We start from the raw sequence: 15,868 nt of genomic DNA on the forward strand, positions 1-15,868 counted from the left end.
CAGGGCGTGGAGCCTTTGCCGGTGGGCGGGCCGTGAAGCGCCAACCAGGCAACCGGGCAACCGGGAGCCCAATCCGGTCGCGAGATCGGAGGGAATCGCCTCCTCACCACGGAGGCGAGGAAGCCAAAGAACGTACCCCGCCACGAACGAAGGGGGATTCGACGTGACGGAGTCGGCGGCGGAGTCGGGATACCGCGACCGGGTGCGCGGAGCGCTGCTCGGCGGCGCGATCGGCGATGCGCTGGGTTGGCCGGTGGAGTTCCTGCAGCTCCATCAGATCCTGGACCGCTTCGGGCCGCAGGGCGTGACCGCGCTGCCGTCCGGGAGCGGGCCGGTGCAGGTCACCGACGACACCCAGATGACGCTGTTCACCGCCGAGGGCCTGATCCGCGGTTTCGTCCGCGGCTGGACGGGCGGCGGCGGCTCGGTGCCGGAGGCCATGCACGGCGCCTACCGGCGCTGGCTGCGGACCCAGTACCAGGGCGAGCCGGACACCGAGCCGCAGCCCCGCCCGTACGACGGCTGGCTGCTGGGTCGGCCGTTCCTGTACGCGCGGCGGGCACCGGGCAACGCCTGCCTGAGCGGGGTGTCCGAGCACCCGGTGTTCGAGGCGCCGTCCGCGATCGGGCGGCCGGGGCCGATCAACCCCGGCTCCAAGGGCTGCGGCACGGTGATGCGCTCGGCGCCGTTCGGGCTGGCCCGCCTCGGCGTCGAGCAGTCCTTCGGGCTGGCCGTGCAGTGCGCCCAGCTCACCCACGGGCACCCGACCGGCTACCTCGCGGCGGGCGCCTTCGCGGCGCTGGTCGAGCGGCTGGCAGCCGGGACGGAGCCGTGGGCGGCGGTCGGCGAGACGGTCGAGCAGATCCGCGAGCTGCCGAAGTCCAAGGAGACCGTCCAGGCGCTGGCCCGGGCGGTGCGGCTCGCCCAGGAGGCCGAGCCCTCGGCGGACACGGTGGAGCGGGTCGGGCTGGGCTGGGTCGCCGAGGAGTGCCTGGCCATCTCGGTGTACGCGTTGCTGGCCGCCACCCTCGACCCCGACCCGGTGCGCACCGCGCTGCTGCTGTCGGTGAACCACTCCGGGGACAGCGACTCCGCCGGCGCGGTCTGCGGCAACCTGGTCGGGGCCGCGTACGGCGCCTCGGCGCTGCCCGCCGAGTGGGCCGGGGCGGTCGAGGGGCGGGCCGAACTGCTGACGGTCGCGGACGACCTGCTGGTGCTGTTCGGCAGCCGCGACCCCGGCCACCCGGCGCTCGGCGGGCGCTACCCGGCCTGGTAGGGGCTACTTCGCCTGCGGGTCGGTGACCTGACCGAGGAACAGCGGCCGCCCGCCCGAGGTGTCCCGGACCAGGAACAGGAACGGCCGGTCGATGTGCAGTTGGACGGGCTCGTTCGGGGCGGGCGCCGCCCCGGCGGCGATCCCGACGCCGCTGCCGGCCGCCGCGACGGTGCCCTCCTCGTCGACCTGAACGGTGGCCTTCTGCACCACCGTGCTGACGGCGAGCGGCTCCTTGGCGATACCGCTGAGGTCGGCGTGGTCGAAGACCGAGTGGACGCCGAGCGAGCGCAGCGCGGGGGTGAGCTCGTTGGACGTGTCGAAGTGGAAGCGCGGCAGCTGCAGGTCGACGGGCTGCTCTGCGAGGGCGCCGAGGATCCGGTCGAGCTGGGGCTGGTCCAGCCCCTTGGCGAAGGCCGCGAAGCCGCCCTGTGCGGGCACGATCAGGTCCATCACCAGGTTGCCGTCCTTGTACGGGAGTTCGACGGCCTGCCAGGGCTCGCCGGCGATCCCGCCGGAGCCGTCGGCGTACTTGAAGTCACCGGTCTGGCTCATGGTGGGGACGGACGGGGTGGACCCGTCGAGCTTGTGGAACGGGCGGTCCGCGGTGTGCCCGGGCTTGAACTCGGAGGCCCACTTCGCCTTGAGGTAGAGCGCGTCGGTGAGGACCACCCGGCTGTCCCCGTTGATCTGGTTCGGGGCGAAGAGGTCCTTGATCCGCCCCTCGGTGGCCTTCTCCACGGCCGCGTTGACGGCCTTGCGGCTGCCCTCGGGGTCCTTCTTGAAGTCGGTGGTGTGCACTCCGGCGTCGAAGGCGGCGGCGAGGCCGGCCAGGTAGTCGGGCTCCACCGGGAAGCCCTGCTGCGTCCAGACCTCGTCGCTCTGGCGCAGGGTGAGTCCGTCGGTGGTCGGCACGGGTCGGTTCAGGGCGCCGGTGGCGAGGGCGTACTGCTTCGGGTCGAGGTCGGTGTGGAGGGCCTTGGCGAGCTCGTCGGCGGTCACGCCGCGGGCGCCGGGGAGCAGCATGGCGAGCACGGTGGCCAGGCCGGACGGGGAGACCACGAGGTTGCGCCCGGCGTCGTCCGGCTTGGCGGTGAGGGTGTGCAGGAGGTCGAGCCCGAAGGCGTCGGTGGCCTTCGCGGTGGCGGCCACCTGGGCCGGATCGACCGCGGCCCCGCCGTCCGGCGCGGAGGCTCTCAGCTCCGTGCCGGTCGCGGCCCCGGTGCTGCCGCAGCCGGCGATCAGCGGCGCGGCGAGCGCGGCGGCCAGGAGCAGCGCCGCCGGGCGGCGGGACGTACGACGGGTTCCGGTGCTGCTGTTCGTCATGGCCCTTCGACGCGGCACCCCGCCGACCGGTTCCGCGCCGGCTACCGGACGACAGGAATCCGACCGCTTCGCCAGTCATCGAGCCGCTTGCGAATGCTCGCGACCATGGGCAGCGCGTCCACCTCGTCCGGGTTGCACCAGGCGGTTTCGAAGGACTCGTCCGAGGTGCGGGGGGCCGCCGACAGCCGTGACGCGGTGGTGCGACGAGCCTGGGTATCTCGACAGCTACCGGATGCAGTTGATGCGACGGATCTGGCGGGAACACACCGGAGTTGAGGACCCACTGGCCGACCTGAACGAGGCGGCGCTGTTCCGGCGGATCTTCGGCAGCGAGACCGAGCCTTGACCGTTCAGTCCCAGAGTGCTCCGAGCGCCAGCAGCTCGTCGCGGTACTCGATCCGCTCGACCCACTCCGTCGGCCAGACCGACTCGCCGTGGTGGGCGCCCGCGAAGGCGCCGGTCAGGCAGGCGAGCGAGTCGGAGTCGCCGGAGCTGTACGCAGCCCGGCGCACGGCCGCGACCGGGTCGTCCGGCAGCAGCAGGAAGCAGAGCAGGCCGGTGCCGAAGGCTTCCTCGGCGACCCAGCCCTCGCCGGTGGCCAGGCACGGGTCGGCCTCCAGGTCGGGTGCGGCGAGTGCGGCGTCCAGCTGGTCCAGGACGGCCAGGCAGTCGTCCCAACCGCGGGCGATGACGGCCTGCGGCGAGGAGCCGTACCAGCGCGCGGCGAGGTCGCCGAGCCAGAACTCGTCGTACCGCTCGCGGCTCGCCAGCGCGTACGCCCGCAGCACCGCGGGCAGCCCGGCGGGCGGGAGGCCCTCGGCGAGCTTGCGGACGGCGTAAGCGGTGAGGTCGCAAGCCGCTTTCCAACGTATGTTGGTTGCTATCTGAATCGCCCCAGGTCAAGGTGATTCCGAAGGTGCCTAGCTCCACCTCGTCGTCATCGATCTCGCGCACGTGCACACGTTCAGCCACCCGGGCACCCTGACACGACGCGCCGCCCGGCACGGAACCCGGCGGCGCGTCACCTCACAATCGGGCGATCTACCTGATCCGGTGTCACGCACCAGTGGTGCCGTCGATGCGCTCCCGGAGCAGGTCGGCGTGGCCGTTGTGGCGGGCGTACTCCTCGACCATGTGGACGTAGATCCAGCGGAGGCTGACGTCCTGCTCCATGAAACGGCCAGTGTCGGTCAGAGCACGGTCGGCGCAGAGCTCGCGGGCACGGGTGATCTCCGCGTGCCAGGTGGCGAGGGCGTCGTGCAGTGTGGCGCCCTCGGCCAGTTCGAAGCCGCCGTCGGGGGCAGAGGGGTCGGCCTGCGGGTCGTAGATGGGCAGGGCCTGTTCTCCGGCGAACACTCGACGGAACCAGTTCCGCTCCACCTCCGCCATGTGCTGGACGAGGCCAGTCAATGTGAAGCCGGACGGCGGCACGGACGCGAGGGCGGCCTGCTCCTCGTCCAGGCCCTCGCACTTCCTGGCGAGCGTGGCGCGGTGAAAGTCAAGCCAGCTTTCGAGCGTGGTGCGCTCGTCAGCGTTCAGAGGCGGCAAAGGGCGTTCGATGGCGCTCATCGGTCGATTATCACCAACGACCGAAGCCATCGACAGGCAGGACCCTGACAGGGGCGAACGTTACTTGATGAGGCACTAGAACGGGAGAGCGGGCTTGCTCTCCGCCCCGATGGTGACCAGCTGCTCATGGAACTGCCGGGTCAGGATCTCCTTGGGGTAGTTCGCCTGGAGCTCCTGGTCCAGCTCTCCGGCGATCATGAGCAGGGAGGGCAGTGACTTCCGCTCTGCCTCGAAGGCTCGCCCGGCGACAGCAACGGCCTCCTCAAGTTCACCTCGGCGAGCCGCAGCGACACCGAGCGTGAGCCTGGCCTCCGCCATGCGCATGGGCGAGCGCTCGGACCCGTCGGGCGCGGTGCCCACCTGGATGACTTCTCTGGCGTGGACCGTGGCGCGGTCGTCATCGCCGAGCAGCCGGTAGGCGTCCATCGCGTAGAAAGCCCACTTGTCGGGATCGATGACGAAGTGGTGGTCCGGGTGTTCCGGCCGAGGAAGGCGTTCCAGCCTGGCACGCCCGGCCTCAAGGGCGTCTCGCACTCCTCGGCTGTCGCCCATGCGCCCGTAAGCCTTGGCGGCCTGCCCATAGAGCTGAGCACCGATCGAGTGGCTGGCGTCGGCGGCGTGGCCAGCTTCAACAGCGGTGATCACGTCAGCGAAGCGCCCCTGCGTGAGGGCGAACCATGCCTCAAGTTCCCATGCCCAGGCGACGATCTCACCATGGCCACTCTCGACTCCGAGGCGGAGGGCTGCGGCCCTGCTGAGGTTCGCCGCCTCGACCTGGCCCATGTCGTATTCGAGGCAGCCGCCCAGCAGGAAGAGCCACCCGGCATCGACCAGCAGGTCACGGTGCTGCTTGAGTGAGATCCGGCGGTCCAACTGTCGGGTGACGAAGTTGATCCCCTCGCGGGTCTTCTGGTGGAGGTCGGCAGCCGGCGCGTACGGATAGGCCCGGCAGAGCTGGTAAATCGCGGCTTCGATCGACTCCATCGATGCCGGGTTTATGTCGGACTGCTCAATCCGTCGCACCATCTCGGCTACCTCCCACAGGCCGAAGCTTCCTGCGGGCGGCAAAGCAACGGCGGCTGGCGGTTGTGTGACCACTCCTACCACAGCGCCGCGCTCCCAGGGCCGGGCGGCCAAGCCGAGAAGATGGCCGGGAATCCGCAGACCGTCCGCGACCTGGATGATCTTCTCCATGGTGGTGATCACGCCTTCACCACGGGCCAACTTGCCGACTCGTTCGGCCTTCATGTCGATCGCCTCACCGATCTTGGTGAAGCTGATGCCACCCCATTTCCGAGCCAGCGCGAAGACCTCGCCCAAGTCGCGACGGTTCAGGGCATCGCGCACGTCGGCGCGCTCAAGGATGTGCGGTGGGAGTGCAGCGGGCGTTGGAGCTTCAGGCATGATCACGTCCCCATGTGCCGACCTGACGCCGAGTCGCGTTTTGATCACCAAGTGTACCCATCATGGGTATACCCACCATGGGGGAGCGACTGCGGCCCCTCTCCCTGAATCCTCTTCTGTGCGCAACGAATTGCCGTCAGAGGAGGGGCAGGATGCCAGCCGTCGAGGTTTCCGCGTTCGAAGCGAGGCTCACGCGGCACCGCCGATCCGTCGGAACGGCAAGGGATCACCTGCGTGAGTTCCTTCGGCGGGTTCCTGGCGGTGACGCCCTCCTGGCCGATGGCCGGCTTGTGCTTTCGGAGCTGGTGACCAACGCGGTGATGCACGCGCGGGTATCGCCCGGGCGAGAGATCGCCGTGCGCTTCGAGTTGGTCTGCGGCCACCTCCGGATCGAGGTGCACGACGCGAGCAGCGAGAAGCCGGTGATCCGGCGGTCCACCGGACCGGGTGACGCGTCGGGCCGGGGGCTGTGCCTGGTGGAGGCCTTGTCCATGGAGTGGGGCTGTGAACCCCGGCCGGAAGGTATCGGGAAGATCGTTTGGTCCTTGGTGGGCCCGGAAGGTGGTGCTCGATGAGGCGCGCGAAGGCGTCCATTGCGGCGGCGTGGCGGTGTTTCTACTGCGGTGCGGGGCTGAGGAAGGCGCGGGCCCGGTACATCGTCGTGAACAGTCAGGCGGTGCGTGTCCACAGCTGGCACCCGCGTCGCGCGGGGGAGGTGTCCGGGAAGTGATGCCGCTTGGAGGCCACGGCGGACCGGGGACGAACCTGGTCCTGGCGGCCGGAAGTCCTGGGCCGGGGGCGGAATCGCCGTACCCGTTCCCGGTGGTCGTGGAAGTGCGGGGCGTGGCGGCGCCTGCGCGGTTCAGCAGGCTGCCGGACGCGATGGCCGCGCTTCTGAAGACGCTGAGCGCACTGCCGCTCAGCCCGGACCAGCACGGGTACTTCACTGAGCTGTTCGGGCCGCCGGAGGTGCAGTCGATCGGGCACCGGCTCGCGACGCACGGGGAGGTGCGAGCCCTGGCCTTCCTCGACCTGACCCCGACCGTGGTCCGCCTGTACCCGGCTGCCCCCTGGACGCCCCGGTGATCCGCCGACTGCGGGTCTGGCGGGACCGCGCCTTGACCTGGTGGCTCCTGGACGGCCAGTTCTCGCGGCTGGCGCGGGCAATCTCGCCGGGGCGGCGCGCCGCGCACCGGGAGGTGGCGCAGTGGTGTGCCGAGCCGGGATTCCTCGACGGCTTCCGGACGGACCTGATGCAACGGATCTGGCGAGAGAGAACCGGAGTTGATGATCCGCTGCTCGGTCTGAGTGAGGCGGTGCTGTTCCGGCGGATCTTCGGGCGTGACCCCGAGGAAGGCGGGACAGCGCAGTAAGGCCTGACTTGATCAGGGACAACTGAAGACGTGCCGGACCACCCCGTGACCTTGGCAGGGGTGGGGTGGTCCGGTGGGTCGGAACCCGATGCCGATGGTATCGGGCTCCTCGGCATGTCTGTGCACGGATGAGCTGATTCGGTTGCAGATCAAGGGAGTTGAAGCACTGTTGGACGAGGACGACGACTTCGGTGCGGAGTTGGCGGCGAACCTCGACCCGGACTCGTGGGTGTGGCTGCCGGGCGTGGACTACGCGGCCGGATGGCGGACCGCGCGCCGGACGGCGGACGAGCTGAACGGCCTCCTGGCGGTGTGTGGCGTGGAGCGCAGACAGCTGCGGGCCATCGCCGACACCAATGCCCAAGGCGGCCCGGTGGTTCGGCTGGAGGGTGTCGCTGAGGGCTGGTTGAGCCTGGAGGAACTGCTGTGCCTGGCCGCGCACGCCCGGCGGGAGCTGGCCTGACCGGTAGGGGTGGCTGAGCACGTGGCCTGCCGGGGGAGGCTTTGGGCGGTGTCCTTGCCGGGTTGGGATCGGGCATGGTCGGGGGGCCGTAAGCTGCTGCGAACTCGGTCAGGGCTTTTGGGCCTGACCGCAATTGGGCCGAGTGGCCCCCCGTCCTTGCCCGACGCGGGCCCCAGCCCGGCAAGGTGCGTAAAGCCTCCCTCGGCCGGCCACCCCCGGCCCCCCGGCGGCAGCGAACGGACCTGGGCGCCTTCCGCTTTCCAGCGGTCAAGCATCCGTGGGCGGCCAGCCGCCCGGCCCGGAACGGCCGCAAGGCCGCATGCCCGGCCGGGGCGGCTGGGGCCGCCCGGCGGCGCGGATGCGCCGCCGCTTGAGTAAGTAAAGGCAAGTTGCGACAGCCCCGGCCCGGCCGCCTGATCACCGCTCGCGCAACAGGCTGGTGCCTGTCGGCGGCGCCTGAGAGAATGTCAAACGTAAGCACCTTTGCACGACGGGGGTCCGCCCCGCTGGTTCGGCCAGCGAAACGCTCTCCGGGCACATTCGATGCCTGATCCGGCTACAGGCCGTTGATCTCTCTCCTGACTCGCAGGTAGCGCGCCCGCCTGCGGCCGCGCCGCACTCCATCCATCCCCGCATCGGCCTGTCCGCCGGTGATCACGGAAGGAACCTCTCCCATGTCACGACCAACCGGTCAGCACCTCCGCCCGCCCCTGCCCACCCCGCATGCCTGGAGGCTGCCCCGTGTCCGGCACCGATGGCGCTGCCACGCCCGCGCACCGCTGTCCCGATCCCCCGGCGGAACCGACCTCGGCGGCGGCATCCCGCCCCGCGTCGGCGCACATGACCCGTGAGGAGTGGCTCCGGCACCACGTCGCTCGGGCGCCCAAGATCACGCCTGAGCAATGGCGGAGAACTCGGGCCCTCCTCCGGACGGCCGATCGGCGTGATCGATAGGTAGGAGCGCCCGGCCTCGACTTCGCACCACTGACAGCCGAGGCCGAGCGCCCGCCGGGGTCATCCGATCCAGATCGGCTCAATGGTCTCGTAGTCGAAGCCGTTGCCTCGCCACCTGGCCGGGTGCACAACCACGGCCCGGAGGTACTGGCCCAAGATCGCACGCTTGGCAGCCATGGTCGGCGCCTTGTCCCACTCTTCCCGCACCTGTTCGGGGGTCTGCCGGTATCGAGCGGCCGTCATACGGTCCCGCGACCGCTCGGCCAGCTCCGCGCGCCGCTCCTTGATGGTCGCCTCCAGCACGGGCACCAGGGCGAAAAACGTGTCCGAGGAGACGACGCCCTTCGCATACTCAACGCGCAGCCGCTCCAACCGCGACTGGAGATCGTCAAGCTCTCGCTCCACCTCGCCCTGTCCGTCGGCCCCGGGCTCGGACCCGTCATCGCCTTTGGGGCGGTTCTCTTCCAGGTGGAGGAAGAGAAGATCCTCGATCAGCTCGTCCAGCGGATCCACCTGGCGCTGGATGCGACCGCACCCGCCGTACGACGGCTGCGGGCATTTGTAGATCGGCGTGTAGTCGCCGGTCCGCCGGTTCTTCGTCCGGGTCCCGTTCAGAGGCTTGTTGCACACCCGGCCGTCGTCCAGGACCCGGCCGCAGCGAAGCAGCCCGGACAGCAGGTACTTCCGGGTACCAGCGCCGGTGAAGTCCTTACCGCCCTTCCGGCGCGCCGCCTCGGTCACCACGGCTTCCCACAGCTCGACCGAGATGATCGGCTTCCACTCGCCCCGCACGTACTGGCCGTGCTGATCCCTGAGTGCCGAGCCGAACGGATCATGGTGCACCTCGTGCGGCCTGGAGTCCGTACGGTCAGGGTGCAGCGCACCGGTATAGACCACGATTCCGGCAATGCGCGGAGAGAGCAGCATCCGCTTGAACGACTTCATGTGCCACTGCTCCGCCTTCACCGGGCGAATGCCGGATGCCGTGAGGCCGAGAACCAGCGAAGTCCACGCCTCGCCCGCAACGAACCGCTCAGCGGCCTGGCTCAGCGCGTCAGCCTCCCTGGGCTCCAGGCTGACCCCATCGTCTTTCCACCCGAACCGACGGCCTCCGTTGCGGTGGCGACCCTCCTGGGCGACCTGCAAGCGCGCTCGCGCGACCCGGCGGGCGGTGTCCGCACTGGACTTGTTCGCAATGGTCACCAGGATGCGGGCCATGGCCTGGCCGGCGTCGGTCATCAGGTCGAGCTGCCCAGTGACGGACTTGACCGGCCTCCGGTAGTACTGGACGAGATCGATCAAGTCCTCAAGGTCGCGGTTCTGCCGGGCGAGACGGTCAAGGTCGTAGACGATGATCCCGTCGATCTTGCCGTCCTCGTAGTCCGCCAGCATCCGCCGGAACTCGGGGCGGACAACCACCCAGTTGCTTCGGCCGTCCGGTCCTACAACGCGCCGCTTCCGGTAGGCGCTCGTGTCGTTCTCGACGTAGAACTCCGAGACTTTCCAACCGAGTTGTTCGGCGAGAGCGGTCACGTCCTCCCGTTGCCGGGTGACGCCCTTCTCCAGTCCGAGGGGGTCATCCGAGATCCGAACGTATCCACCGACCCGCAGCGGTCGGTTCACTGCATCGTGTCGATTCACATGGCTCCAAGATAGGTTGAGAGACCGTGAGGTCGCTGGCGGCGAGCGCGGTCGGGTGGCCGTGGGTGAGCGCGGACTGCAGCTGCGCGGCGCCGGAGAGCTGCCGGGCGTCCAGGTCGCGGATCAGCCCGATCGGGGCGACCCGCATGTTGGCGCCGCAGCCCTTGGAGCCGACGTCGCTCGCCTGCTGCCAGCGGTACTCGGGGTGGCTGAGCCGCTCGCAGGCGCGCAGGCAGGTCATGCCGGGGGCGCGGTTGTTCTCCGGGGATCGCCACCAGTCGACGAACTCCTCGCGGACCGGCCGCTCCAGCCGAAGCGGCGTCAGCGGCCCGCGTTCCAGGGCGGTGCGCAGGCCGCGGCCGAGGGCGAGGGTCATCTGGGTGTCGTCGGTGACCAGCGCCGGCTCAGGCAACGGGAGTTGACGCCAGTCCGGACAGTACTGGGCGATGTGCTCGATCTCGTCGAACTCAGTACGGTGGCCGATCGCGTCGCCGATCGCCAGCCCCAGCAGCGCCCCCGTCGCCTTGCCCACGGCAGCTCCCCCTCTTCCCGTTACAGCTCGACCTGCAGTTCCTTGAGTCCCCGGATCACGTAGCCCGGGTTCCACTCGGGTTCGCGGACCAGCCGCAGGCCCGGGGCCCGGCGCAGCAGGGTGCCGTAGGACTCGGTGAGCTCCAGTCTGGCAAGGGGCGCGCCGAGGCAGAAGTGGATTCCGGCGCCGAAGGTGATGTGCGGGTTGTCGGTGCGGCCGAGGTCGAGGCGGTCGGGGTCGGCGAAGCGCTCGGGGTCGCGGTTGGCGGAGCCGAAGAGCAGGGCGATCTCGGCGCCGCGCGGGATGGTGACGCCGCGGACCTCGATGTCCTCCAGCACCCAGCGCTCGAACATCTGCAGCGGGGTGTCCCAGCGCATCAGTTCCTCGACGGCGGTGGGCAGCAGTTCGTCGACCGAGCCGCGCAGCCGGGCGAGTTCCCCGGGGTTGCGGAACAGCGCCCACCAGCCGTTGCCGGTGGTGTTGACGGTCGCCTCGTGGCCGGCGTTGAGCAGCAGCACGCAGGTGGAGACCATCTCCTGCTCGCTGAGCGCGTCGGAGCCCTCCTGGGCCTGGATCAGCGCGCTGATCAGGTCGGTGCCGGGGGCGCTGCGGCGCTCGCGGATCAGGGTGCGCAGGTAGTCGGAGAACTCGATGCTCGCGGTGACGGCCCGGCGGGCGGCCTCCTCGGTCGGGTTGAGCTCGAACATGCCGGTGATGTCGGCGGACCAGGGGCGCAGCAGGTGCCGGTCGCTCTCCGGGACGCCGAGCATCTCGGCGATCACGGCGACCGGCAGCGGCTCGGCGACGGCGGCGATCAGGTCGCCGCCGCCGGCCGCGAGCAGCCCGTCGACCAGTTCGCCGGCCAGACGCCGGACGGTCGGCCGCAGCCCCTCGACCATGCGCGGGGTGAAGGCCTTGGAGACCAGGCGGCGGATCCTGGTGTGGTCGGGGGCCTCCAGGTCGAGCAGCCCGTGGTCGTTGAGGGTGTGGAAGGGCTCGTGCGCCGGATCGGGTTCGGGGCGGCCGAACTCCTGGTGGCTGTAGCGGTGGGTGTAGGTGCGGCCGAGCCGTCGGTCGCGCAGCAGGGCGCTGACGTCCTCGTGGCGCGAGACGAGCCACTGGTTCGTCGGCTCGAAGTACGTCACCGGCGCGTGCTCGCGCAGCTCGGCGTACGCGTCGTACGGGTGGGCCACGAACTCCGCCGACCAGGGGTCGATCTTCGCCGTCGTCGTCATCGGTCGATCACTCCAGGCCGTGAGGGGAAGCCGGGAAGATCATCGTATGAATGCGGTGCGTCCGTAAAGGGTCCTTACGCCCCTTCCGTGACCAGTCGCCGCACCAGCTCGGGCAGCGCCCGGGAGATCGGTTCCCGGATCACCTCGGCCGCGGCCTCGTCGAAGGGGGTCGGCTCGCCGTTCATGACGACCAGCCGGGCACCGCCCTCCAGCGCGATCTGCGGCAGCGCGGCCACCGGGTAGACCTGGAGGCTGGTGCCCACCGCGACGAAGATGTCGCAGGCCTTGGCGATCGCGTCCGCCTGCTGGAGCACCATCGGGTCCAGGTTCTCCCCGAACATCACCGTTCGAGGCTTGAGGATGCCGCCGCAGTCCCGGCACGCCGGGTCCGGCTCGCCCGCCTCGACCCGCGCCAGCGCCTCCTCCATCGTCCCGGTGACCCGGCAGCGCACGCACTGCACCTCCCGCGCGGTGCCGTGCAGTTCGAGCATCTTGCGGGCGGGCAGGCCGGCCCGCTGGTGCAGCCCGTCCACGTTCTGGGTCAGCACCCGCACCGGCAGCCCGGAACGCTCCAGGTCCACCAGCGCGCGGTGCCCGGCGTTCGGCTCGGCGGCCAGCGCGCCGGCGTCGCGGCGCATCAGCCAGGCCCGCTTGCGCACCTCCGGATCGGCCAGGTACGGGCCGATGGTCACGAGCTTCTGCGCCGACGGGTCCTTCTGCCACAGACCCTGCGGGCCGCGGTAGTCGGGGATGCCGGAGTCGGTCGAGATGCCCGCGCCGGTGAGCACGGCGATCAGGGGGCGCTTCGCGTTCATACCCGGGACGGTACGACCGCCGCCCCGCCCGCGGCCACCGAAAATCCGGTGCGCCCGGTCAACTCCCGCCGCACACTGGGCCGGTCACCCGCCGTACCGCGAAGGAGCCCCGCGCAGGGAGCAGTCAGCCTCTCGCCCGCCCAGATCCCCGAGCTGCTGCTCGGGCTGGCCACCGTCCGTCCGGTCTTCCTCTGGGGAGCGCCCGGGATCGACAAGTCCTCCCTGGTCAGGGCGTTCGCCGAGTCGCTCGGCCTGGAGTGCGTGAGCCTGGTCGGCACCACGGATCACCCGCACCGGCGAACTCCCGGCCTCCCCCGCAGGGGGAGTCGGTCAGGCCCCGCCCGTAGCGAGCCGCTCAGGCCTCCCCCGCCACCACCGCCCCGGCCTCGTACGCGAACACCACCGCGTGCACCCGGTCGCGCAGCCCGAGCTTGCTCAGCACATTGCTGACGTGCGTCTTCACCGTGTGCTCGCTGACCACCAGCTCGGCCGCGATCTCCGCGTTGGACAGCCCGCGCGCGATCAACCGCAGCGTCTCCTGCTCGCGCAGGGTCAGCTGCTCCAGCAGCTTGGACGGCGGCCGCACCGCCCGCTCCGGCGCCCCCGGCCGGCGGGCGGCGAACTCGCCGATCAGCCGCTTGGTCACCGAGGGCGCGAGCAGCGCCTCCCCCGAGGCGACCATCCGCACCCCGTGCGCCAGGTCGTCCCGGCGGACGTCCTTGAGCAGGAAGCCGCTGGCGCCCGCGTACAGGGCGTCGAAGACGTAGTCGTCGATGTCGAAGGTGGTCAGCATGATCACCTTGGTGGACGGGAACTCGGCGCACACCCGGCGGGCCGCCTCCAGCCCGTCCATCACCGGCATCCGGACGTCCAGCAGCAACACGTCCGGGTGGTGCGCGCGCACCGCCTCGACCGCCTCGGCGCCGTCGCACGCCTCGGCCACCACCTCGATGTCCGGCTGCGCGTCCAGGATCATCCCGAACCCGGCCCGCACCAGCTCCTGGTCGTCCGCGACCACCACCCGTATCGACGTCATCCGCCCACCCTCTCCACCACGCCCGTCGGCCCCAGCGGCAGCCGGACACTCACCAGGAAACCCTTGCCCTCCGGCCCCGGACCGGCCTCGGCCCGGCCGCCGCAGGCCGTCGCCCGCTCGCGGATGCCGACCAGCCCGCGCCCGCCGGACCAAACCGCCACCGTACGGTCGGCCGCCAGCGGCACGCCGTGCCCGTTGTCGGAGACCTGGACCTCCAGCACGTCACCGGCGCGCCGCACCCGGATCGCGGCCCGGTCGGCCCCGGAGTGCTTGACGGTGTTGGTCAGCGCCTCCTGCACGATTCGGTACGCCGCCGCCTCCACGTCGGCGGGCACCGCGCCCAGCCCGTCGGCGAGTTCGAACTCCACCTCCAGGCCGGCCCGGCGCACCCGCTCCGCCACCTCGGCGAGTTCGGCCAGCCTGGGCTGCGGCGCCAGTTCCCGCCCGGCCTCCGGATCCTTCAGCACACCGAGCACGCGACGCAGTTGGACCATCGCATCGCGACCCGAGTCGGCGATGGTGTCGAAGGCGCGGATCGCCCGGTCCGGATTGCTGCGCACCACCAGCGGCCCGGCCTCGGCCTGAATGACCATCAATGACACGGCGTGAGCCAGGATGTCGTGCATCTCCCGGGCGATCCGGGCCCGCTCCTCCGCGACCGCCCGCGCCGACTCGCTGGCCGCCCGCTCACCGGCCTCCCGCGCCCGCTCCGCCTGCACCCGGGCCAACTGCCGCTGGGCGCGCACCAGGGAGCCGAAGACGAAGGTGCCGATCGAGGTGACCAGACCGAACAGTGCGCCGTTCGGCGAGTGGGTGCCGAGCACGTTGCCGGCCATCACGACCGCCAGGACGCTCCAGCGCACCCGGTCCGAGGAGCGCTCCGCCACCGTGTAGAAGCCGATCACCCCGGACAGCGGCACCTGCGGATTCGCCGAGTGCGCCACGAGTGAGATCACCAAGGACGGCAGGCTCGCCAGCGCCAGCACCGTCAACGGCGCCCGGCGCCGCCAGGGCAGCGGCAGCGAGGTCGCCACCGCGAGGAGGTAGACCCACCACGGGCGGGCCGTGTCGTCGTTGTAGACCGACCACACCGCCACCGCGGCCGAGCAGACCGCCAGGAAGGTGTCCGGCACATACGGGCTCAGCCCGGTCGTCCATGTCCGCCAGCGCGCCACGCGCTCCACCGTCGCCCCTCCCCCGCACCCGGGGGGCCCGCCCCCGCGGAGAAGATCATGCCCTACCGGCAGAACCTCCGGCACCGCCCGGTCAGGCACCGCTGACCGTCACACCGCCGGTCTCCGCCCGCGCGGTGATGCTGTGCGCCGCGCCCGGCTGGGAGGGAATGCTCACGTCCGTCCCGCCCGTCGTGGCCTGCGCGTTCACCGTGTACGCCTCCCCGGACGGCACCTTCAGCTTCACCCCGCCGTTCAAGGTCGTGGCCTCCACCTTCGAGGGCGCGCTGGCGAAGTCGGCCCGCACGCCCCCGTTCACCGCGGTCAGCCGCACCTGCGGGGAGGTCAGCCCACTGGCCTCGACCCCGCCGTTCTTCACGTCGGCCTCCGCCTCAGCGGCCAGCCCGGACAACTTGATGCCGCCGTTGCCCTCCTTGACCCGCACCTTGGTCCCGGCCGGCACCCGCACGGTGTACCCGACCCCGCAGGAGTCGCAGTCGTACGTCAGCCGGAGCACGCCGTCCTTCACCTCGTGGGTGCTCTTCGGCGGGTCCCCCTTGTAGTTCTGGTTCTCGACCACGTGCACCGCGTCGCCGCCGCCGGTCACCACCACGCCGCCGTTCTGTCCCTCGACCACCAGCTCCTTGACCTGCTCGGCCACCCCGTAGCTGACCGTCCGGTGCTCCTGGTCGTCCCCGATCGGCAGACAGCCCGACATCCCGACCAGCACCCCCGCCGTGATCGCCATCGCGCCCAGCACCCGCTTCATCTCCGGCCCCCTTCGCAAGCCCCGCCATCCCGACACCGAGAAGCCTCCCGCGGCGACCCCCTCCGCCACCTCCCTCGCCGGAGCGGTTCCCGCGGCTCCCCCGTGAGGGGGAGGTCGAGGGGCTTCATCCAGCAGGGCTGCCAGCCGAAGCGTCGTCAGGAGGCGGGACCGGAGGGGAATTCGCGGATTCCCCGACGGCACGGCCGGTTCGCGAGTAGCTTGTTTGCCCGCGCTCAACCACCCGCGCCCACCCCTGCCGACGCGAACGCAGCGAGGGCTGATCAGGCATGGCCAACACGCCGTCCG

Annotated in this window: 14 protein-coding genes and 3 pseudogenes; 6 read left to right on the forward strand and 11 right to left on the reverse strand. The window is 71.0% G+C overall.

Annotated features, from left to right (window positions below; genetic code table 11):
* Positions 1 to 163 precede the first annotated feature (163 nt).
* A complete protein-coding gene (locus ACWC9T_RS24615) occupies positions 164 to 1,276 on the forward strand; it encodes an ADP-ribosylglycohydrolase family protein (RefSeq protein WP_449823207.1) in 1,113 nt (370 codons plus the stop codon).
* A 3-nt stretch (positions 1,277 to 1,279) separates the two neighbouring features.
* On the opposite strand, the gene ACWC9T_RS24620 is transcribed toward ACWC9T_RS24615, so the two are convergent.
* The 4 genes and pseudogenes from ACWC9T_RS24620 to ACWC9T_RS24635 form a co-directional block, all read right to left on the reverse strand.
* On the reverse strand, positions 1,280 to 2,599 hold the full coding sequence (locus ACWC9T_RS24620; protein ID WP_449823208.1) for a serpin family protein: 1,320 nt from the start codon (positions 2,597 to 2,599) through the stop codon (positions 1,280 to 1,282).
* A gap of 350 nt (positions 2,600 to 2,949) precedes the next feature.
* Positions 2,950 to 3,459, reverse strand: a pseudogene (locus ACWC9T_RS24625) (ADP-ribosylglycohydrolase family protein); the annotation flags it as partial.
* 196 nt (positions 3,460 to 3,655) lie between these two features.
* Positions 3,656 to 4,168, reverse strand: coding sequence for a DinB family protein (locus ACWC9T_RS24630; protein WP_449823209.1), 513 nt, complete (start codon positions 4,166 to 4,168; stop codon positions 3,656 to 3,658).
* 75 nt (positions 4,169 to 4,243) lie between these two features.
* Positions 4,244 to 5,572 carry a tetratricopeptide repeat protein gene (locus tag ACWC9T_RS24635; protein WP_449823236.1) on the reverse strand — a complete coding sequence of 443 codons (1,329 nt, stop codon included), beginning with the start codon at positions 5,570 to 5,572 and terminating at the stop codon, positions 4,244 to 4,246.
* Positions 5,573 to 5,724: 152 nt separating this feature from the next.
* On the opposite strand from ACWC9T_RS24635, the gene ACWC9T_RS24640 reads away from it, so the two are divergent.
* The 4 genes from ACWC9T_RS24640 to ACWC9T_RS24655 all read left to right on the forward strand — a co-directional run bounded on the left by ACWC9T_RS24640 (position 5,725) and on the right by ACWC9T_RS24655 (position 7,408).
* A complete protein-coding gene (locus ACWC9T_RS24640; RefSeq protein WP_449823210.1) occupies positions 5,725 to 6,147 on the forward strand; it encodes an ATP-binding protein in 423 nt (140 codons plus the stop codon).
* Positions 6,148 to 6,454: 307 nt separating this feature from the next.
* A complete protein-coding gene (locus ACWC9T_RS24645; RefSeq protein ID WP_449823211.1) occupies positions 6,455 to 6,658 on the forward strand; it encodes a hypothetical protein in 204 nt (67 codons plus the stop codon).
* Positions 6,655 to 6,945, forward strand: a complete 291-nt coding sequence (locus tag ACWC9T_RS24650; RefSeq protein ID WP_449823212.1) for a hypothetical protein — start codon at positions 6,655 to 6,657, stop codon at positions 6,943 to 6,945. The genes ACWC9T_RS24645 and ACWC9T_RS24650 overlap by 4 nt, the downstream gene beginning before the upstream one ends.
* Before the next feature lie 169 nt (positions 6,946 to 7,114).
* Complete coding sequence (locus tag ACWC9T_RS24655; RefSeq protein WP_449823213.1) at positions 7,115 to 7,408, forward strand: hypothetical protein; 294 nt, start codon at positions 7,115 to 7,117, stop codon at positions 7,406 to 7,408.
* A 1,014-nt stretch (positions 7,409 to 8,422) separates the two neighbouring features.
* Here ACWC9T_RS24655 and ACWC9T_RS24660 read toward each other — a convergent pair.
* The 4 genes and pseudogenes from ACWC9T_RS24660 to ACWC9T_RS24675 all read right to left on the reverse strand — a co-directional run bounded on the left by ACWC9T_RS24660 (position 8,423) and on the right by ACWC9T_RS24675 (position 12,585).
* Positions 8,423 to 10,003 carry a recombinase family protein gene (locus ACWC9T_RS24660; RefSeq protein WP_449823214.1) on the reverse strand — a complete coding sequence of 527 codons (1,581 nt, stop codon included), beginning with the start codon at positions 10,001 to 10,003 and terminating at the stop codon, positions 8,423 to 8,425.
* Positions 10,004 to 10,028: 25 nt separating this feature from the next.
* Positions 10,029 to 10,535 (reverse strand): annotated as a pseudogene (locus ACWC9T_RS24665) (ADP-ribosylglycohydrolase family protein); the annotation flags it as partial.
* 20 nt (positions 10,536 to 10,555) lie between these two features.
* Positions 10,556 to 11,770: a cytochrome P450 gene (locus ACWC9T_RS24670; RefSeq protein ID WP_449823215.1), complete on the reverse strand. Its 1,215-nt coding sequence runs from the start codon at positions 11,768 to 11,770 to the stop codon at positions 10,556 to 10,558.
* A gap of 74 nt (positions 11,771 to 11,844) precedes the next feature.
* On the reverse strand, positions 11,845 to 12,585 hold the full coding sequence (locus ACWC9T_RS24675) for an SIR2 family NAD-dependent protein deacylase (RefSeq protein WP_449823216.1): 741 nt from the start codon (positions 12,583 to 12,585) through the stop codon (positions 11,845 to 11,847).
* A gap of 75 nt (positions 12,586 to 12,660) precedes the next feature.
* Here ACWC9T_RS24675 and ACWC9T_RS24680 point away from each other — a divergent pair.
* A pseudogene (locus tag ACWC9T_RS24680) lies at positions 12,661 to 12,864 on the forward strand (hypothetical protein); the annotation flags it as partial.
* A 76-nt stretch (positions 12,865 to 12,940) separates the two neighbouring features.
* Here ACWC9T_RS24680 and ACWC9T_RS24685 read toward each other — a convergent pair.
* The 3 genes from ACWC9T_RS24685 to ACWC9T_RS24695 form a co-directional block, all read right to left on the reverse strand.
* A complete protein-coding gene (locus ACWC9T_RS24685) occupies positions 12,941 to 13,621 on the reverse strand; it encodes a response regulator (RefSeq protein WP_449823217.1) in 681 nt (226 codons plus the stop codon).
* Positions 13,618 to 14,805 (reverse strand): sensor histidine kinase, encoded by a 1,188-nt coding sequence (locus ACWC9T_RS24690; protein ID WP_449823218.1) that lies wholly within the window; start codon positions 14,803 to 14,805, stop codon positions 13,618 to 13,620. Before ACWC9T_RS24690 ends, ACWC9T_RS24685 begins: the two co-directional genes overlap by 4 nt.
* Positions 14,806 to 14,887: 82 nt before the next feature.
* On the reverse strand, positions 14,888 to 15,562 hold the full coding sequence (locus tag ACWC9T_RS24695) for a DUF4097 family beta strand repeat-containing protein (protein ID WP_449823219.1): 675 nt from the start codon (positions 15,560 to 15,562) through the stop codon (positions 14,888 to 14,890).
* Between the last annotated feature and the right edge of the window lie 306 nt (positions 15,563 to 15,868).

Source organism: Kitasatospora sp. NPDC001159 (genome assembly GCF_053598235.1).